The organism is Mucilaginibacter sp. PAMB04168, assembly GCF_039634365.2.
GTDB lineage: Bacteria > Bacteroidota > Bacteroidia > Sphingobacteriales > Sphingobacteriaceae > Mucilaginibacter.
In genome coordinates this window covers 926,433-944,126 of sequence record NZ_CP155079.2, presented here as the reverse complement: position 1 = coordinate 944,126, position 17,694 = coordinate 926,433, and the positions used below count along the sequence as shown (strand labels likewise).

Annotated in this window: 18 protein-coding genes; 6 read left to right on the top strand and 12 right to left on the bottom strand. The window is 43.2% G+C overall.

What is annotated here, in order from left to right:
- Positions 1 to 8 precede the first annotated feature (8 nt).
- Complete coding sequence (locus ABDD94_RS04085; protein WP_345954806.1) at positions 9 to 1,157, bottom strand: M28 family peptidase; 1,149 nt, start codon at positions 1,155 to 1,157, stop codon at positions 9 to 11.
- 408 nt (positions 1,158 to 1,565) lie between these two features.
- A complete protein-coding gene (locus ABDD94_RS04080; RefSeq protein ID WP_345954805.1) occupies positions 1,566 to 3,227 on the bottom strand; it encodes an ATP-binding protein in 1,662 nt (553 codons plus the stop codon).
- A 318-nt stretch (positions 3,228 to 3,545) separates the two neighbouring features.
- Here ABDD94_RS04080 and ABDD94_RS04075 point away from each other — a divergent pair, with 318 nt between their 5' ends.
- Positions 3,546 to 4,127, top strand: a complete 582-nt coding sequence (locus ABDD94_RS04075) for an HPP family protein (RefSeq protein WP_345954804.1) — start codon at positions 3,546 to 3,548, stop codon at positions 4,125 to 4,127.
- 24 nt (positions 4,128 to 4,151) lie between these two features.
- On the opposite strand, the gene ABDD94_RS04070 is transcribed toward ABDD94_RS04075, so the two are convergent.
- The 4 genes from ABDD94_RS04070 to ABDD94_RS04055 form a co-directional block, all read right to left on the bottom strand.
- The gene (locus ABDD94_RS04070; RefSeq protein ID WP_345954803.1) at positions 4,152 to 5,759 is read right to left on the bottom strand and encodes an ATP-binding protein; all 1,608 of its coding nucleotides are present in this window, start codon (positions 5,757 to 5,759) and stop codon (positions 4,152 to 4,154) included.
- 148 nt (positions 5,760 to 5,907) lie between these two features.
- Positions 5,908 to 6,981: an SDR family oxidoreductase gene (locus tag ABDD94_RS04065; protein ID WP_345954802.1), complete on the bottom strand. Its 1,074-nt coding sequence runs from the start codon at positions 6,979 to 6,981 to the stop codon at positions 5,908 to 5,910.
- Between the two features lie 94 nt (positions 6,982 to 7,075).
- Positions 7,076 to 7,645 carry a Crp/Fnr family transcriptional regulator gene (locus ABDD94_RS04060; RefSeq protein WP_345954801.1) on the bottom strand — a complete coding sequence of 190 codons (570 nt, stop codon included), beginning with the start codon at positions 7,643 to 7,645 and terminating at the stop codon, positions 7,076 to 7,078.
- A gap of 123 nt (positions 7,646 to 7,768) precedes the next feature.
- Entirely contained in the window at positions 7,769 to 8,125 is a 357-nt protein-coding gene (locus ABDD94_RS04055) for a winged helix-turn-helix transcriptional regulator (protein WP_345954800.1), read from the bottom strand.
- A gap of 96 nt (positions 8,126 to 8,221) precedes the next feature.
- Here ABDD94_RS04055 and ABDD94_RS04050 point away from each other — a divergent pair, with 96 nt between their 5' ends.
- From ABDD94_RS04050 to ABDD94_RS04040, 3 genes are all read left to right on the top strand, one after another.
- Positions 8,222 to 8,752, top strand: coding sequence for an NAD(P)H-dependent oxidoreductase (locus ABDD94_RS04050; RefSeq protein WP_345948819.1), 531 nt, complete (start codon positions 8,222 to 8,224; stop codon positions 8,750 to 8,752).
- Between the two features lie 115 nt (positions 8,753 to 8,867).
- Positions 8,868 to 9,839, top strand: coding sequence for an aldo/keto reductase (locus ABDD94_RS04045; RefSeq protein WP_345954799.1), 972 nt, complete (start codon positions 8,868 to 8,870; stop codon positions 9,837 to 9,839).
- Positions 9,840 to 9,887: 48 nt separating this feature from the next.
- Entirely contained in the window at positions 9,888 to 10,697 is an 810-nt protein-coding gene (locus ABDD94_RS04040) for an AraC family transcriptional regulator (protein ID WP_345954798.1), read from the top strand.
- A gap of 226 nt (positions 10,698 to 10,923) precedes the next feature.
- On the opposite strand, the gene ABDD94_RS04035 is transcribed toward ABDD94_RS04040, so the two are convergent.
- The 5 genes from ABDD94_RS04035 to ABDD94_RS04015 all read right to left on the bottom strand — a co-directional run bounded on the left by ABDD94_RS04035 (position 10,924) and on the right by ABDD94_RS04015 (position 14,044).
- The gene (locus tag ABDD94_RS04035; protein ID WP_345954797.1) at positions 10,924 to 11,508 is read right to left on the bottom strand and encodes a hypothetical protein; all 585 of its coding nucleotides are present in this window, start codon (positions 11,506 to 11,508) and stop codon (positions 10,924 to 10,926) included.
- Positions 11,492 to 11,971 (bottom strand): RNA polymerase sigma factor, encoded by a 480-nt coding sequence (locus ABDD94_RS04030; RefSeq protein WP_345954796.1) that lies wholly within the window; start codon positions 11,969 to 11,971, stop codon positions 11,492 to 11,494. The genes ABDD94_RS04035 and ABDD94_RS04030 overlap by 17 nt, the downstream gene beginning before the upstream one ends.
- A 266-nt stretch (positions 11,972 to 12,237) precedes the next feature.
- Positions 12,238 to 12,729: a protease gene (locus tag ABDD94_RS04025; RefSeq protein WP_345954795.1), complete on the bottom strand. Its 492-nt coding sequence runs from the start codon at positions 12,727 to 12,729 to the stop codon at positions 12,238 to 12,240.
- A 191-nt stretch (positions 12,730 to 12,920) separates the two neighbouring features.
- Positions 12,921 to 13,292: a nuclear transport factor 2 family protein gene (locus ABDD94_RS04020; protein WP_345954794.1), complete on the bottom strand. Its 372-nt coding sequence runs from the start codon at positions 13,290 to 13,292 to the stop codon at positions 12,921 to 12,923.
- Positions 13,293 to 13,456: 164 nt separating this feature from the next.
- Positions 13,457 to 14,044 carry a Crp/Fnr family transcriptional regulator gene (locus tag ABDD94_RS04015; protein ID WP_345954793.1) on the bottom strand — a complete coding sequence of 196 codons (588 nt, stop codon included), beginning with the start codon at positions 14,042 to 14,044 and terminating at the stop codon, positions 13,457 to 13,459.
- A gap of 190 nt (positions 14,045 to 14,234) precedes the next feature.
- On the opposite strand from ABDD94_RS04015, the gene ABDD94_RS04010 reads away from it, so the two are divergent.
- Together ABDD94_RS04010 and ABDD94_RS04005 are read left to right on the top strand one after the other, a co-directional pair.
- Entirely contained in the window at positions 14,235 to 15,218 is a 984-nt protein-coding gene (locus ABDD94_RS04010; RefSeq protein WP_345954792.1) for a quinone oxidoreductase, read from the top strand.
- Positions 15,219 to 15,247: 29 nt separating this feature from the next.
- On the top strand, positions 15,248 to 15,991 hold the full coding sequence (locus tag ABDD94_RS04005; RefSeq protein ID WP_345954791.1) for an SDR family oxidoreductase: 744 nt from the start codon (positions 15,248 to 15,250) through the stop codon (positions 15,989 to 15,991).
- Positions 15,992 to 16,260: 269 nt separating this feature from the next.
- On the opposite strand, the gene ABDD94_RS04000 is transcribed toward ABDD94_RS04005, so the two are convergent.
- Complete coding sequence (locus ABDD94_RS04000; RefSeq protein WP_345954790.1) at positions 16,261 to 17,682, bottom strand: sialate O-acetylesterase; 1,422 nt, start codon at positions 17,680 to 17,682, stop codon at positions 16,261 to 16,263.
- Positions 17,683 to 17,694: the final 12 nt, after the last annotated feature.

The window sequence follows — 17,694 nt, the reverse complement described above, 5'->3', positions numbered from 1 at the left end:
ACTAATATTTATTGCTTTTGCAGCTGTGTGTTAAAATCAACAAGCAGCTTAAAGAGGTCATTATATTCGTTTAAAGGTAGCGTTTTACTGATGTCGAACACGTCATGATAAGCTTTGATGCCGCCCATGGTGTAGATAAAAAACGCGGGAACACCTTTTTCGGTAAACCAATAGTGATCGCTGTTGGCTGCTTTACCACGCGAGTATACTTTAACCAGGTAGTTACCTTGTGCGTTCACTTGTTTCAGTAATTCGAACTGCTTTGGATATACCGATGCATTAACCACTGTAATACCTTCATTACCGGTACCCATAATATCCATATTAACCAGAAACTTGATGCTGGATAAAGGCACCAGCGGATGTTCGGTAAAGTACTTTGACCCCAGTATACCTGCTTCCTCTCCGGCAAAGCACATGAACGCCACAGTATATGGCTGCGGATGTGCAGCATAGTACTTAGCCAGGCTAAGCAGCATGGTTATACCGCTGGCATTATCGTTTGCACCGGGGAAGTATGTATTGCTGCCCATACCGCCCAAGTGATCATAATGACCGGTGAACATTACGATAGAATCGGGCTTGGCAGTTCCTTTAACCAGCGCACAGATATTGCCCGTTTTAAAATTGTTGATGAGCTTATTTTCTATATTTACACTAACGGCTGATGGTTGCCCCTTCAGCGCTTTCTTATCCACTTGAATAACCGTATAATCGCCTAACTCCTGGGCTACAGACCAGGTAAGCTTGTTTTGTAATGACACAATGATGCGGTTTTCCGCATTTACAAACGTTACGCTGTCTTGCTGTACCAGCTTGCCTTGTGCTTTAGCGCCCTGGCTTTCCGGACCCACAATAAAATCTCGACCAGGCAGTAAGGCAAGGCCATTGATAGCCACTTCCATTTTGCCCGGAAAGGTGTTGACGTTAAAGCTGAACTCCTGCATATAATCCTTCCCCTTCATGGGCTGCAAGCCGTAGCTTTTAAATTGCGCAGAGATAAATTTACCGGCTCTACCCATGCCATCGTTAGTATAGCCACGTCCCCAAAAGTAAGGTGAGGTGAGCGTATCCACCATGCGGCGGGCAAAAATGGAGTCCTGGGCTAAGGCGCAGTTTATAAACACGCAGCAGAGTAGGGTTAACTTCAATTTCATGGTGAATAAGGTTAGGATGCAATGTAGTAAAAATAGCGCTATTTGCAGAGATATTGTTGCTGGCATAACGTTCACCAATGCCTCATGACCGGCAGAAATGATATAAACTGGAACGTACTGCCCTACCCCGGCTTGCTGTCTACGCAATGACACCTTTATAACGCTTCCCAATCTCAGAAACGAACATAAAACTCAAACTAACCTTGAATATCGTATCCAAAGACTAAGCGCAGTAGTATCGCCCAATTGAGTTTAAAATGACATGAGACAAAAGTTTATTAATAGCATACTTATCTCTTAACAAACACACAACTGACTTACTTGTAGCAAAACAAGCTTAAATAACAAAACGGCACATGATTTATCATCACATGCCGTTATGGTATTTAAAGATGTAAAAAGCAACTTTTAATCATAATCTTCTATAAGCGGCAGAGTAAACCAGAAGGTACTGCCCTTGCCTATTTTGCTATCCACACCTATTTCTCCTCCATGGCGTTTAATAATTTCGGCGCTAATGTACAGTCCTAAACCTAAACCGGAGGCATGGTAGCCTGAGGAATCAACCCGGTAATACCGGTCAAACAGGTGCGGAATCTTATCTTCGGGCACACCGGGGCCGTTGTCGCTCACCGATACCTTTACCATGTCAAAATCTTTCTCGATGCAAAGCGTAATATACTCCGACTCGGGTGCATACTTAACGGCGTTATTTACCAAGTTTGTAACCACCTGGTCAATACGGTGCTCGTCTGCACATACTTGCAACTCTACCTCGCCATCTATTTTTATCTTTTGCTTACCCATAATGGCAATGGGATTACAACAGGCATTAAGCAACTGCGATACTATAAAGGTGCTTTTATTAAGCTGTACCTCGCCCTGCTGTAAACGGCTTACATTAAGCAGATCTTCAATAAGCACGCTCACGCGCTGTATACTTTTGCGCGATTGTAAGATGAGCCGCGGCATCATATCACTCGTTGGATTGTCTTTTACTTTATCCATTAGCTGCAAAGATGCTTTCAGACTGGTTATTGGCGTTTTTAATTCATGGCTGGCAATGCTGATGAAGTCGTCCTTTTGTTGCTGTAACTGCTTTATGGAGTCAATATCGGTTGCGGTACCAATCCAATGCTCAATGTCGCCAAACTCATTGCGGATAGGCTGTACGCGGATTAAGTGCCAGCGGTATATGCCGTCGGTTCCCTTTTCACGTAGCTCATACTCGCCCGGGCGTTTGGTAGCCACAATGTCACGGTAGGTTCTCACACTATACTCCAAATCATCAGGGTGAATTACGTCCTCCCAGCCGGTTGCCTTACTTTGTTCTACGCTGAGGCCAGTGTACTCATACCAGCGCTGGTTAAAAAAGCTCACTTCACCTTGCAGGGTGGTAGTCCATGCAATTTGCGGCAGCGTATTCAATATGGTTTTGTAACGCCGCTCACTGGCAGTCAGGGCAGCTGTACGTGCGGTGATACGTTCCTCCAGCTCATTGTTAAGCCTCGATAGCCTCTCCTGCGAGTAACTGAGTTCTTCAATAGTTGAGGTTAGCTCCTCATTGGTAGCGGCAAGCTCTTCGTTGATAACCTGCAGTTCCTCATTCAGCTCCTGTTCCTTTTCGCGCGATTCTTCCGCCTGCTTCCTCACCTGTTCCTGCTCGGTAACATTGCGGGTAACGCACATCAGGTATTCTACTTCACCGGCAGTGTCTAAAACAGGAGAAATCTGTATTTGCCACCAGCTTCGCGAGCCTGCCTCTCCGTCTTTAGCAGGTGCATCAAACGATAACGTGGGCAGATTTACTTGCTGTTTATCATAAACGGCTTGCATAAGCCCTTCGCGCAGTAGTTTAAACTGCTCGGCGCTGGCCTCATCCCAGGGTCTGTAAACATCAAAAGATGGCTTGTTTAAGATCTGGTCTTTATTAAGGTGTGATCGCTTAACATAAACATCATTAACAGCTACTATGGTGAATGCAGGGGCGTCAGCCCGTACAACCGAAACCGGGCTGGGCGATTGGTTAAATAACGCTTCAAACATTTGTGCATTCACAACGTCGTTCATCAAATTGCAGGGTTAGATAGATTTGCCAAATATATTAAAATTTGACTTTTATAAATATATGCCGTTAATATGCCTTGTTTGCTGTGGAATTCTCTCTCATAACCCATCGGCTGATTATAATAACACAAGCAGACGGGCTAAATATACTTTCGTAACGGTGTTATTGTAAGCTATTGCCTGTACACCCTTCTACCTGTGAGACAGTACTGCAATACTTAATATGTGATGTAATATTACACCCATCATACACACGTTATGTTTTCAATCTTATTTTAAGATAGCTATATATTCTTACGAACGCTATTTTTGCTTTGATTTATGAGAAGACGAATTAAGGTACACGTAAGGAACGCCAGATATATTGTTTACAAAGAAACCCTTGTTGATTACAAAGAGCATTTATGGACTTTTATAGGCTCTTTTCTCGGTATCGGCATAATCGGACTTTTAAATAGTAAATATTTCACCGCATACGATAACCTGTTTCTGATCGGGTCATTCGGCGCTTCTTCTGTGCTTATTTACGGGGCTATTAACAGCCCACTGGCGCAACCGCGTAATTTAATAGGCGGACATGTTATCAGTGCATTGGTAGGCGTAAGTATTCATAAGCTTATTCCGGGCGAGGTGTGGTTAACGTCGGCGTTGTCGGTATCTGTAGCTATTGTGCTTATGCAAATCACCAAAACACTGCACCCGCCGGGCGGTGCAACTGCGCTTATTGCCAACATTGGGTCGGATAAGATTAGGGCGCTTGGGTACTTTTATGTATTAAGCCCAGTATTTACAGGCGTAGTTATTTTACTGCTGGTAGCGCTGGTTTGCAATAACGCTACTTCGCATCGCAGCTATCCCAAAAACAAAGCTTGGTTTAAAATCTGGAAAAGAAAGTACAGGTAGCTATATTATAACTTGGACGGAAACTTAAACCAAATTAACCGGCAAAGTAAACCAAAATGTACTGCCTTTGCCCAAAACGCTTTCTACGCCAATGTTGCCGTTATGCCGCTCAACAATCTCTGACGACAGATATAAACCTATGCCAAAACCTGCAATTGTTGCGGTACTATTGTTTTCAACACGGTAATAGCGTTCAAACAACTTATCAATATCCTTGGGGGCAATACCCATGCCCTGGTCTTTAACACTTACTAAAGCTTTACCATTTATAGTTATACAAGCAACCTCAATAGTACTACCTGCAGGTGAATACTTTACGGCATTGCTGATAAAATTATTAATAACCTGCCCAATTTTATCTCTATCGGCCTTTACTATGGTTTCCACAACAGGTGCAAACACTACTTTATGGCTTGTAATCGTTGTTATAGACTCCTCTTCTACTTCCTTTACCAGTAAGGCCATGTCAAACACTTGTTTGTCGATTTGGATCTTGCCTGATTCGAGCCGGGAAACATTCAAAAAGCCGTTGATGAGTGTGGTCATCTTACTGACCTGGTTGTTGGCCTTGTCTAATACATCCGAACTGAATTTGTCCTGGTTTTTGTCAGCCTTGCTTTTTAAGATTTGCACATAGCCTTTCATAGATGTTAATGGCGTTTTAAGCTCGTGGCTTACCATACCTATAAAATCATTTTTGCGCTGCTCGTCTCTTCTCAGCTCGGATACGTCCATCACCACACCTGTAAAATTCGAGAACTCACCACTTGGGTCGGCTTTTAAATTGCCAATTGCCCTTAGCCAGCGTATCACCTGGTCATGGTAACCCACCACCTGGTAAGTCACATCAAAATCGTCTCCGTTGTAAATAGCATTCTCAAACTTTTTTGAAACTAAGCCCCGGTATTCATCAGTAATCTGTGCCAAAGTGTCCTCTATGGTAATCTCCTCATCAGCACGGTAGCCAAAAAGCTCCCTCAATCTTGCTGAGGTGATGAACGCTCTCGTTACTGAATTAATATGCCAGGTACCGAAGTTAGCAGCCTCTATAGCCAGTCTTAACGCAATCTCACTTTCTTCCAGCGAATTATAAGCAGCTTGGAGTTGGGTTTGGGCATTATCCAGTTCATTGTTTGAAATAATAAGTTCCTCGTTAATTAGCCGCAACTCTTCGTTTGATGCTTCCAGCTCTTCGGTCAGGGCCTGAGCTTCCTCTTGTTGCTGCGCTATAACCCTTTTGTTGCGCTCCCTTTCGGTTACGTTAGCCGCGGTATGTAAAACACAATAAGGCACGCCGTTATCATCGGGTATGGCGCGGTACTCATATTCATAATAATTAGTTTGAAGCTCACCGTTAATTAAGGTTTCGGCAGAAATTATGCCATTATCGGTAATACCAGTACGCAGCACCTGCTGAAGCATATATTTAAACGGCTGACCTTTAAGTTCAGGCACACCTTCTTCTAAAGGTAAACCAATAACGCTTCTGTCTTTTCCCCAAAAGCCAAGCATTGCATCATTAGCAAATTGAATAACAATATCATCTGTAGTATAAATGGCTGTAGCTTCGTTCGAAACAGCAAGAATATTCAAAAGCAATTTATCATTAAAGGGGGTCGGCTTCTCAATCATTATTTTTGTATAACCGAGCGCAAATTTAAAAGTTTTACAGAATATTAACCGATGGTTAAATATATGGCGTCGTCGTTACAGACAATAATGGAATAAAAAAGGAGCCTTCAATTTCAACTTAAAGGCTCCTTTTTATTAGAAATGCTCACTAAGGAATCAGTTTCCCGGCGCGTAATTGCGCAAATAAGTCATAAAACGACTCGTCCGTCCTCTGAAAAACGGTAAATCCAAGTTTTCGGCTTTTCGACATATCTGTCATGACTTCAATAGGCCGGCCCAGGTCCAGATCGGTGTGCCAGGCTGATGCCAACCGTGCTAAGTTAGGCTCTTTTAAATTATACCGTTCAGCAATTTGCAGCCAAAGCGGTCCGTCGTTAGCAATTTCTACCTCCAACGGGCGGATAGTCCCTTCATAACCCACGGCATCTATTCCAAAATAAGCGGCCAGTTGTTTCCACAACCAGCTCCAACGAAACACGTCGCCATTAACCACATTAAATGCCTCATTACGGGCGGCCTCTGTGGTTGATGCCCAAATGAGATGTTCTGCCAATACCCTGGCGTCGGTAACATCCGACAGGCCGTTCCATTGTGCCGCAGAGCCGGGCCAGATGAATGGGCGGCCAGTTTCTTTACAAATAGTGGCATATACGGCTAAGGTAGTGCCCAAATTCATCATATTGCCTACGGCCTTACCTATAACGGTATGCGGGCGGTGTATGCTCCAGGTAAAACCAGCACGCGCGGCGGCTGCGTAAACCTCGTCTTCCTGGGCGTAATAAAAGTTTTCTATATCCAACCTCGGGTGCTCTTCCCTCAAAGGCGTTTCGGGTAAAAAGCCCTCTTTAGCATAAGCCTCAAACGGCCCGAGGTAATGTTTTAAACCGGTTACCAGCGCTACGTGCTGTACAGACTGCTTTTCGTTTTGGGTAAGCACCTCTAAAAGGTTCCGAACCATCAGGCTGTTCACTCTTATGTTTTCCGCTTCGGTTTCATTACGCATCCAGCTGGTAATATATACATGCGTTGGCGCTACTTCGGCTAAGGCTGATTTGAGGCTGTCTACATTCAGCAGATCGGCTGCAACGGGCTGCAGGTCTTTAATTTCATGGTCGGGGTTACGGGCCAGGCCATAGGTTTTCCAACCTTTTGAGATTAGTTTTTTGGCCAGATTACTGCCTGTGATGCCACTTGCACCAACTACTAATGCTATATTTTCCATAGTAATGATCTTAGATTTTTATGCCAACAAAATTCGTTCATTACGCAGCGAGGAAATAGGACATAGCTCACAAAAATAAAGTGAGGTAAATCACTCAACTATCGGCCATACGGCTCAGTGTTTCACGCGAAATACCCAAATATGAAGCAATTTGAACTTTAGGTAGCCGCTGCGATAGCTGCGGGTACAAATGAACGAACTGATCGTACCGTTCTTTGGCGCTCTGGCTCATTAACGATTGGATACGTTTTTGTAAAGCTATATAGCCAGCCTGGGTTTTCTTCCTAAAGAAATACTCCATCTTTCTGGAATCTGCACAAAGTTTCTCCCGGTTCTCTAAAGAGATGACATAAACCTGGGTGTCCTCCAGGCAGTCGATGTTTAAAGTAGCGGCCTCGCTGTTATGATAAGCCTGCGGATCGGAGATCCACCAGTCTTCCATAGCAAATTGCAAAATGTGCGTTTTGCCCGATTCATCAAGGTAAAAAGACCTTAAAAGTCCTTTTACAACAAAATGGTCATTCGGCGCAGCATACCCTGCCTGTACAACATACTGATGCTTTTTAAAGCTTTTAGCTGAAAAATGAGATAGCACAAAGTGAAACTCATCGTCTGTGAGTTTTACAATCTTTTCTATCTGCTGTCTTAGAATTTCTGCTGTCAAAGCTTTTGTTTACCACAAAATAAGCAGGCACAACGCAAATTGTTTTTAATAAAGCTGCCTGGCACTACTGGCTACTATTAGAATTTTTATAAACCGGGGCTATAGTTGTTAAACAGGCTTTTTTTACCCCAACTCTTTATGTTTCACACCCCACTTTTCAAGTTCCTGAATAACAGGTTTCAGTTCATAACCTATTGGAGTAAGTTCGTATTCTACCCGCGGCGGCACTTCAGCATAAACTGTTCTTTTTACAATTTTATCTTTCTCCAATTTCCGCAATTGCAACGTCAACATCCGTTCGGTTATGTTTGGCAAAAACCTTTTCAATTCGCCAAACCTAAGTTTTCCATTTATTAACCAGGAACAGATAACCAAAGCCCATCGCCCGCCTATAATGTTAGCAGCATGCACTTCGGAACACTCATTGGCTAAGGCTTGTTTGTTGGCAAAATTGGTTGATGTTTCTTTGATCTTGGACATTACTTACATTTTTTATAGTACATTACAATGGGTTGGCAATGTACAAAGTTCAGGTAACGCGCTTTATTTTCGTTACATAATTTTTGAATTATTGCGATGAAAACATTGATAATTGTTATCCACCCCGACATTAAAAGCTCAGCTGTTAACAAGAGATGGGTTGAAGAACTACAAAAATTCCCCGACAAATACGTTATTCATCAATTGTATGAATTATACCCGGATGAGAAAATTAACGTGCCGGCAGAACAAAAGCTGATAGAGCAATACGATAAAATTGTTTTTCAGTTTCCTTTGTACTGGTTCAATTGCCCTGCGCTTTTTAAGAAATGGTTAGACGAGGTTTTAACGCATGGTTGGGCTTATGGCAGTAAAAGCGGTTATAAAGTTTCGGGAAAGAAAATTGCGCTGGCTGTTTCTGCAGGAGTTGATGAACGTGAATATTTACCAGGCGAACGATACAAATATACCCTGGCAGAATTAACCCGACCATTCGAATTGTCTTTTGAGTACGTGAAAGCCAATTACAAGCCCCTGTTTGCTTACTACGGTATTGAATACAATTCTTCTGCTGAATGGATTGAAAAAAGTGTTCCCTTATATCTCGACTACTTAAATTCCTTGTGAAAACACCTTAAATAAGCACCGTAAAGTTGAGCCATACAGGCAAGCAATTTGAGCCGTAAACGTAATCTGCCCCAAGCTATAAAGCCGATCTTTGTATTGTTAAAACAAATCAGCTATGACAAACATCACAAAAATAAACCTTGGCCAAAATGGTCCGCTTGTATCTAAACTTGGCTTAGGCTGTATGCGCATGTCGCCGGTTTTTGGAAGCCCGGTGAGAGACGAAACAGAAAGCATTGCAACCATACAGGCGGCGCTCGACAGTGGAATCAACTTTTTAAATACCGGAGATTTTTACGGTGCCGGACATAACGAACTGCTGGTTGGCAAAGCCATTAAAGGCCGGAGAGACGATGCCTTCATCAGTGTAAAGTTCGGTGCTATTTTTTATAATAGCCAAATGCTGGGGTTAGACCTGCGCCCGGTTGCCATTAAAAACTTCATCAACTACTCATTAGTGCGTTTAGGCATTGATACTATTGACCTTTACCAGCCGTGCCGGATAGACAACAGTGTACCTATGGAAGATGTTATTGGAACAGTGGCCGACCTGATTAAGGAAGGCAAGGTGCGTTACCTGGGCGTTTCTGAAATAACAGCCGACCAGCTGCGAAAGGCCAATGAAATACACCCGGTAACTGCATTAGAAATAGGTTATTCGCTGGCTGATCGGCAGATAGAAAACGACTTGCTGCCTGCCGCTAAAGAATTGGGTATAGGTGTTGTGGCCTTTGCTAACACCGCCGAAGGCTTGCTCAGCGGTGATATGAAAGCCCCTCTTGAACCAGATGCTTATCAAAATCATTTCACCCGTTTTCAGGGCGAGAACCTGGTTAAAAATCTTGAAAAAGTAGAAGTGTTAAAGCAAATAGCCAGAGATAAAGGAATTACACCAACGCAGCTGGCCATAGCCTGGGTAAATGCGCAAGGTAATCACATTATGCCATTGGTGAGTATGAGTCGCAGATCGCGTCTGCCCGAAAATATGCAGGCTATGGAAATTGTTTTTACTCCCGAAGAGATTAATGCCCTTAACACAAACTTTGCGCCAGGCGCTATTCTTGGCGGTACATACCTGCAGCGATAAAAGAGAACGGGCTTTACATAAGGCCCATCTCTTTTATATATTTACCTAATGATAAATCCGACCGAAATAATTCCGGGAGTGCTCTTTTATTCGTACTACGCTTCGGTACGAAAAGATAAGGTTGCTTTTTTAGAACACACCACTCTGGTATTGCAGGTTTCGGGCCGGTTTACAATGGAAACCGCTACCGAACGTTTTTCTATGGAGCAGGGTGAGATGCTACTGATACGAAGAAACCAACTGGGCGAACTGACCAAAACGCCGTTAGATGGCCAGGATTACCAAACTATAGTCATATGCCTGAAAGAAGATTTGCTTAGGCAAATTGCGTTGGAAGGGCAAATACAAGCTGGAAAAAAATATGTTGGCCCGCCAACTATTCTAATTCCGGGAAACGATTTTTTACATGCGTTTTTCCAATCGGTAATGCCATACGTGCGTCATTCTGAAGATAAGGTAACCAACGCTGTGGGTATGTTGAAGGTGAAAGAAGTTGTACTATTGCTTTTGCATATTATGCCCGAACTGAAGGACTTTCTATTCGATTTTTCAGAGCCGTATAAAATAGACCTCGAAAAATTTATGCTTAGCAATTTTCACTTTAACATTCCTGTTGAAAAATTTGCGCAACTCACCGGAAGAAGCCTTGCCGGATTTAAGCGCGATTTTCAAAAGACTTTTGGCATGTCGCCCCGGCACTGGCTACAGGAAAAACGACTAACTGAGGCCCGCCACCTTATTGAAAAAAAGAACATGAGGCCATCTGCATTCTACCTCGACCTCGGATTTGAAAGTATTTCTCACTTTTCGCACTCCTTTAAAAAGAGGTTTGGCAAAGCACCTACTGAGCACATTTGATTAAATTTTTGAACCTGAATTTGATGCAACGCATCTGCTTACTTTTTTACTGCGTTGTATTTTAACCAATGCAATAAATTCAAGCGCGAGGCCTAAACCGGTTAAAAATCCTTTCAGAGAATCGGGTAATGGAAAATAACGGCTAATTAAGGGCGTAAGTGTTGCAATAAGCAAACCTGTAACAAGGTAGGCTATAGCAGGTTTTGAAATGGCGCTATGTTGCATATTATTGAAGTTGTTTGGTTTTACTTTCCAGTCGTTGTTTAATGGCATTTAATTTTTCTCCATCTTTTTTAAAAGCGCGTGGCCGAACAACAAACCACATAACGGCCAGGTAAATAGCCATAACGGTGTAGATACCAACACGCCAAAAGGGATATTTTTGAACAGGCTCATACATGTACAACGCCCAGCCAACTGAGCAAAGCAGAACAATAACTACCATTGTTTTTTTGTAATAGAAGATTTGGTTTTGCCTGGTCTTTTCAATAAATGCCAGAAATTCCAGATTACTACAATCATTCAACTTATTAAAACGCTTTAGGGACCTAATCTCGGTAGCGGCCAGCAAAGCACTGCCTGCAATTATTAATGCTCCGCCAAAATAAGTGGTAAACAACTTGAAGGGAGTTACTACCAACACTGCTAACATTAAGCAGCCAATAAACGCAGCTATTACAATAACCAACCACTTCCTTTTCAGCTTTTGGCCGCGAAACTTCCCAACCAGTTGCATCATCTCTTTTGATGTAGGCAAACTCTCTGTTTTTGCCGTATGCCAAATGGCTTTCAAATCATCTAAATTGTCCATTTGCTTTAAATTTTTGAGCCAGCTTTTCTTTTATCCGATGAACCTTCACCCTTACGTTACCATTACTTAACCCTACCACTTCTGCAATTTGGGCCTGTGGCAACCCCTCCAGCTCCAGCGAGATAATGATGCGCTCTGTTTCGTCCAATTCGGCAATGCACCGGTATAAAAAGTTCAGTTTTTCTTCCGGAGACTCTTCCTTAGTTTCGGCTAAATCAAATGGCAGTTCTGCGGCAGGCATGCGTTTGGCAACTTCCAAGGCACGCAAACAATGATTAGTAGCTATCCGGAATATCCAGGTACTTATCTGCGACTGATTACGAAAGCTGTGCAGATTTTTCCAAACCGATATAAAAGTTTCCTGCACCAGATCTTTAGCCCGATCTGCATCATTGGTATACCCCAAACAAACCCGAAAAATTTGCGGGGCATAACAATCATATATTTCCTCAAACGTGGTCATGGTTAACAGGCCGGTACAAGGCCTTTATTCATTTATGCCGGGTTAGATACGGCACTTCAGGATATGTTACAGGGTGTATAAATATTTCGATCAAAACCGGCAAAAGCATAAAAGTGCTTCAAAGCCAAGGAGCCGCTAACATACCGATGGTCCGAAATATTTTGCACAAAAAAAGCCGCTCTTAAGGCAGCTTCTTTTGTGCTTTTACGCTTCTTATATGGAGAACGTATTTTGCTTAATATAAACTGTCGGCTCTGCCGGTAATGTTAAAGACGCTTCAAATTTAGCTTTACTAAATTTCCTGCATTCAGCCCACTTACGCCTCCACCTGTATAGCTCACCGTATATTTTTTAGCCTTTAATTCATAATTATTAGCCAGGTTGATGGTCGTCTTGACACTTCCATGTGCCGGAACTATCATATAGGCTTCGGGCGGAGGTGGCATTACTCGTCTGGCCATTGCACCTTTAAATGTAGCTTCATTTCCCTGGTTATCCACTATCTCGAAATATTTTCCCAACCTGGGTTCGAACGGGGTTTCCCATTTGCAAAACCGCTGAGCTTTATCTGTATTGTTAACTACGGTGAACAATAAAAAAGCAGATTCTGTACTGGCAGATCTTGCTGCTATTTGCAAACGCGTTACCAGCTTTCCGGCACCCGCATTAACGTTTTCTTTATTTCCTGACTTTTGGGTATAGCAACCGGCAAAGATCAAAGTAACCGGAATAATCCATTTAATAGCTTTATGTATCATCTTTAAATTTAAAACTATGACACATTAAAAATCATAAGGTTTGATTGACGGTGCTATTTTAATAATGCTGCTGTAATTTAAAGTTCAGTTTTTGTGTGGAAGTTCAACGTACATGTTTTACAGTTAAGCTTCTGTAAATATTTTGATGACCAGTTCATGATCATCCAGTCATTTGGTGGTAGCGAAGCTTATTATTTTCCGACTGGGTCAAGGAAAAGATGCAGCGATTTAATTTTTCCTTCTTCAATAACGGCAATGTCCATTCCTGAGGCAACGGGTGTTTGCCCAGGTATGCCAAGCGTCCATGAGATGTGCTGTACCTGGTGATTTGCCAATGACGGACGGTTGAGCTCGAACCTAAATTCAGCAGGCCATTGTTCTTGCAGTTTAGCAATCAAATCGTTAATGTCCTGATGACCCATAATTGCAGGCCCCTCGTTCGACTCGTAAAATATGATGTCGGCAGCGTACACCTCTTGCATTGCCTCTAACCGTCTTTCTGCTTGTCTGTCGTTCCAGATCACTAATAAACTGTCTTCTAAAAGTTTTGCCGAATTTTCCATTTTTGTTGTTTTTATACCCTCAAAAGTATCAGCTTGTGAGCGGCTGCATCTTGCGCTTTATCATTAAATCGCCTTGATTATTATCAACTGCTTTTTAGTGATGTGGTAGAGGGTTAATGCCGGCAAGCCTGGTAACAGTAGCTGAATCATCAAGCGAGAGCAGCTTACTTAAATAACAGATTTTTTCTGATCCTGCTTAAGGTTTCCGGCGAAATGCCTAGATAAGAAGCAATCATACTTTGAGGAAACCTTTTTAGAAAATCCGGATAACTTTTAGATAGCACATCATACCGTTCTTCTGCACTGAGGCTAATTGCTGAATGAATCCGTTTTTGAGTGGCGATGGCTCCCTTCTGGTCAATCTCCTTAATCATCAGGCCTACGGCCTGAACTGCCGCTGCAACTTCCTGTATCTGTTCCCGCATAACCAGTAATACATCAGAATCCTCAGTCATCTCTATATTATAGAGAGATGCAGTCTGTAAATTATAACTTTCATAATCACCCAGCCACCAGGATTCAATGGCAAAGCGTATAACATACTCCTGCCCGTTTTCTTTAACTGCATACATCCTTCCGGCTCCTTTAACAATAAATGCCATGTATTTGCAAACATCCCCCTCCTGTAAAAGATATTGCCGCTTTCTTAAGTGCTTTAATTTAAAAGCAGCTTGTATTAACTGCTTTTCATTATTGCTAAGGGTTAAATGAGATTTGGATTCGATGTAGTGGAAAAGTAATTCATAAGCCATAATAGCGGATCATTATAATGTGGGCGGATAATTAACCGCAAAAATATCTGAAAATTTAATCAATAAGGCTTTTTGTAAGTCAAGCCTCTTTCAATCTGTTGATAAATGTCAACATAAAGTTGCTGCGTTTATCAATGTGCACCGGCAGTAATTGCTGCAACTTTGAATTATCAAACAAACGAATTAAAAAATGAAAACAGACAACGAAACCGGTGTAGTGCTGATAGACAGACAGGGAGCACCTTCAGTGCTAACCTATACTACAACAAATGTGAGTGAGCCAAAAGGCAATGAATTATTAATTGAACATAAAGCCATATCATTAAATTTTGTCGACGTTTTGTTCCGAAACGGAAGCTTTCCGCTAAATACTTTTCCAGCTACGATTGGCGTGGAAGCAGCCGGCGTAGTAAAAACGATAGGTGACAACGTAACTAACTTTACAGTAGGTGACCGAATCGCTTATTTCTTTTCACTGGGTGCTTATGCCGAGCGCCGGCTAATCAGCGCAAATGACCTGATTAAGCTTCCTGAAGACGTTTCCTTTGACCAGGCGGCATCTATCTTGGCAAAAGGATTAACTGCCAGGATGCTTATTAAGCAAGCTTACCTGGTTAAAAGCGGCGATGTTATTCTGGTTCACGCAGCGGCGGGCGGTGTGGGCTCGCTGGTTAGCCGCTGGGCAAAGGCATTGGGAGCCACGGTTATTGGTACAGTAGGTCACACATCCAAAAAAGCAGTGGCAATAAGTCAGGGCATTGATTATGTTGTTGCACTGGATACCGAAGATCTTGAAAGCATCGTAAGGTCGGTAACGCATAACCAGGGGGTGCAGGCCGTTTATGATGGTGTAGGCAAAGCTACCTTCGGCCGGTCTGTGAAACTAACTAAACGCGGCGGTTCCATAATTTTGTACGGAACTGCATCCGGTGAGCCGGAAATAAATACACTTGATCTTAAAGCCAGGGAAGTTAACCTTACTCGTCCATCATTAGGTGATTACCTGCCCAATAAAAATAGTGTAGAACTGGCAACAAGTGAATTATTCCAAGCCTTGCGCAACGGCGTGCTTGGAGAAATAAAGCCAACGATTTATCCATTAGCCCAGGCAGCTCAAGCACATCAGGATCTCGAATTAGGCCAAACAACCGGTTCTATTATCTTCCACGTTTAATAAATCACTTACAATCAATTCAAAACAACATGTCAAAATTAGCCAATAAACTAGCCCTCGTTACCGGTGGTAGCCGCGGCATAGGTGCAGCCATTGTAAAACAATTAGCCGCACAAGGTGCCAACGTTGTGTTTACTTACGTAAACTCTGCAGAAAAAGCAGCAATACTGGTAAAAGAAATAGAAAGCTTTGGGGTTAAGGCCCTAGCGGTAAAGGCCGATACCGGCAACCCGGATGAGATTAACAAGGCTGTTCAGGCGGCAGCAGAAATCGGACAGATAGATATCCTGGTAAACAGCGCCGGCCTTTTTGTGACTGGTGCAGTTGATGACCCTACTGTTGATATGCAGGCGCTTGATCAGCAATGGAAGGTTAATGTGTTGGGCGTAGCCCATACAGTCAGGGCGGTCTTGCCTTTCATGGCTAGCGGCGGAAGAATTATAACCATTGGCTCAACAGGCGCCGGCCGCTCACCCTATCCCGGAGTTGGAGACTACTCAGCCACCAAAGCAGCGCTTGCGGCTTATACACGCAGCTGGGCCCGTGACTTAGGTCCTCGAAACATTACTGTTAACGTTATTCAGCCAGGACTTATCAATACGGACATGAATCCGGCAGACGGCCCTTTTAGTGCACACATGTTGCAAGCTGTTGCGCTGCAACGATATGGCGAACCCAAAGATATCGGAAATGCTGCAGCCTTTTTGGCCAGCGATGATGCCCAGTACATTACTGGCGTAACGTTGAATGTTGATGGCGGACAAAGTGCCTGATGCATTAGGATTGTTGCAGAAGTCCATATAACGCTTAACAGAGGTCTTATAAACAACTGCGTTTCCAGTACCTTTTCGCCTCCAACAGCTCATTTATCAATTGATTAGCTTACTCATTAAAAGTTGCAAACTAACCAGTGCATAACTGAACTAGTACCACTAAAAAGAAATGTGGCTTTATCCTTCTAAACAAACTTGTATTGCCTAAAGCATACTGATACCAGCATTTGCAGTTTAGAAGTACAGTAAACTTCCTATTAGATTAATTATCAAGGCGTACTTAGATTCATCAAACTATCAGTTCTGAAAGAGGACGCAGGAAAGCCTTCAATGTTATACAGTTCACCAACTACCCATTCGTCAAAAGCATAACGTACATTAAGCGGCTCTTTAACTCTTTCGTTCCAAACTTCTATGCCTTCATTTGTGATCTTTGCCTTAGCGGGGTAAAAAATATTGTCATTGCCAGCTATACGAAAGTTGATTAACTCCTTTTCGTACGAGGTAAGCCCTAACGGTGCGTAATCAAAATATAACTGCAAGCGTCCGTTCTTACTCTCTTTCGACCGGTACACCGGACCCGAAAAGGGCAGCGTTTTGAAATGATAGGTGTTAGCCAGTGCCCAAAATGCCAAACGCTTGCCTACTGTTATCTTATCGGGCGGGTGTATAAAGCGCTCTGCACCTATATCCATGGTTACTGCCATGCCACTGTTGGGGATCACTTTCATGGCATTTAACTGTACTTCGCGCAGGCGTTGCGGACCTTTATTGGTACTATCCCGTCCATAATGATAAGGTGCTATTTGCACATAATAAAACGGTAATTCGCCGCCGCCCCACTGCTTGCGCCACGCGGCTACCATCTGCGGAAAAAGGCTTTTATAAAGGTCTGGCGCATCTTTATTGGCCTCGCCCTGGTACCAAATAAACCCTTTGATGGCATAGCTGGTTACGGGGTGCACCATGCCGTTGTACAATGCCGTAGGTGGCTGGCGGTCTACTGTTGGGGGAGGAAGTTGCGCCGGCAGTTCAATCTCCGGGTGCTGGATGATGGATGCTTTATCCATCCAGGTTTCAATCTTAGTGCCACCCCATGATGAAAAAATTAACCCTACTGGTACTTTAAGGCGTTGCTGCAGCATCAACCCAAACTGGTAAGCCACGGCGCTAAAACTGCCTACACTTTCAGTATCCGCCTGTTTCCATTCACCTTCGCAATTGTTTAATGGCGTTAAGGATGGATTTCGGGCTACGGTAAATAACCGCATGTTAGGGTTGTGGGCATTAAGTAATAGCTCTGCCGAGTTCTTAACCGGCTGATTTTTCCACCCCCGCACAGGCATTTCCATATTGGATTGCCCCGAGCAAAACCATACCTCTCCAATCAATACATTATCGAGCGTAAGCTTTTCCCCATCGTTCAGGCTTATGTTGTATGGCCCTCCGGCAGCGGGCGTGGCAATGTTAATATGCCAGGTACTATCCTTGCTTATAATGGTTTTATACTGCCTGTTGGTCCACGAAGTGATGACCTGCACACTTCCCTTTCGTGTACTTTTACCCCAAAGCTTAACAGTAGCCTTTTGTTGCAACACCATGTTAGAATTTACCAGTGCAGGCAATATAATGCGCCCACGACAACACAAGGCGGTAAGCATTAACAACGAAAAGACTGATAAACTTTTCATACAAGACATGTA

What these genes read in the sequence shown, in the direction of transcription:
- ABDD94_RS04085 (WP_345954806.1), bottom strand. Translation starts at nt 1,157, where the DNA reads ATGAAATTGAAGTTAACCCTACTCTGCTGCGTGTTTATAAACTGCGCC.
- ABDD94_RS04080 (WP_345954805.1), bottom strand. Translation starts at nt 3,227, where the DNA reads ATGAACGACGTTGTGAATGCACAAATGTTTGAAGCGTTATTTAACCAA.
- ABDD94_RS04075 (WP_345954804.1), top strand. Translation starts at nt 3,546, where the DNA reads ATGAGAAGACGAATTAAGGTACACGTAAGGAACGCCAGATATATTGTT.
- ABDD94_RS04070 (WP_345954803.1), bottom strand. Translation starts at nt 5,759, where the DNA reads ATGATTGAGAAGCCGACCCCCTTTAATGATAAATTGCTTTTGAATATT.
- ABDD94_RS04065 (WP_345954802.1), bottom strand. Translation starts at nt 6,981, where the DNA reads ATGGAAAATATAGCATTAGTAGTTGGTGCAAGTGGCATCACAGGCAGT.
- ABDD94_RS04055 (WP_345954800.1), bottom strand. Translation starts at nt 8,125, where the DNA reads ATGTCCAAGATCAAAGAAACATCAACCAATTTTGCCAACAAACAAGCC.
- ABDD94_RS04050 (WP_345948819.1), top strand. Translation starts at nt 8,222, where the DNA reads ATGAAAACATTGATAATTGTTATCCACCCCGACATTAAAAGCTCAGCT.
- ABDD94_RS04045 (WP_345954799.1), top strand. Translation starts at nt 8,868, where the DNA reads ATGACAAACATCACAAAAATAAACCTTGGCCAAAATGGTCCGCTTGTA.
- ABDD94_RS04040 (WP_345954798.1), top strand. Translation starts at nt 9,888, where the DNA reads ATGATAAATCCGACCGAAATAATTCCGGGAGTGCTCTTTTATTCGTAC.
- ABDD94_RS04035 (WP_345954797.1), bottom strand. Translation starts at nt 11,508, where the DNA reads ATGGACAATTTAGATGATTTGAAAGCCATTTGGCATACGGCAAAAACA.
- ABDD94_RS04030 (WP_345954796.1), bottom strand. Translation starts at nt 11,971, where the DNA reads ATGACCACGTTTGAGGAAATATATGATTGTTATGCCCCGCAAATTTTT.
- ABDD94_RS04025 (WP_345954795.1), bottom strand. Translation starts at nt 12,729, where the DNA reads ATGATACATAAAGCTATTAAATGGATTATTCCGGTTACTTTGATCTTT.
- ABDD94_RS04020 (WP_345954794.1), bottom strand. Translation starts at nt 13,292, where the DNA reads ATGGAAAATTCGGCAAAACTTTTAGAAGACAGTTTATTAGTGATCTGG.
- ABDD94_RS04015 (WP_345954793.1), bottom strand. Translation starts at nt 14,044, where the DNA reads ATGGCTTATGAATTACTTTTCCACTACATCGAATCCAAATCTCATTTA.
- ABDD94_RS04010 (WP_345954792.1), top strand. Translation starts at nt 14,235, where the DNA reads ATGAAAACAGACAACGAAACCGGTGTAGTGCTGATAGACAGACAGGGA.
- ABDD94_RS04005 (WP_345954791.1), top strand. Translation starts at nt 15,248, where the DNA reads ATGTCAAAATTAGCCAATAAACTAGCCCTCGTTACCGGTGGTAGCCGC.
- ABDD94_RS04000 (WP_345954790.1), bottom strand. Translation starts at nt 17,682, where the DNA reads ATGAAAAGTTTATCAGTCTTTTCGTTGTTAATGCTTACCGCCTTGTGT.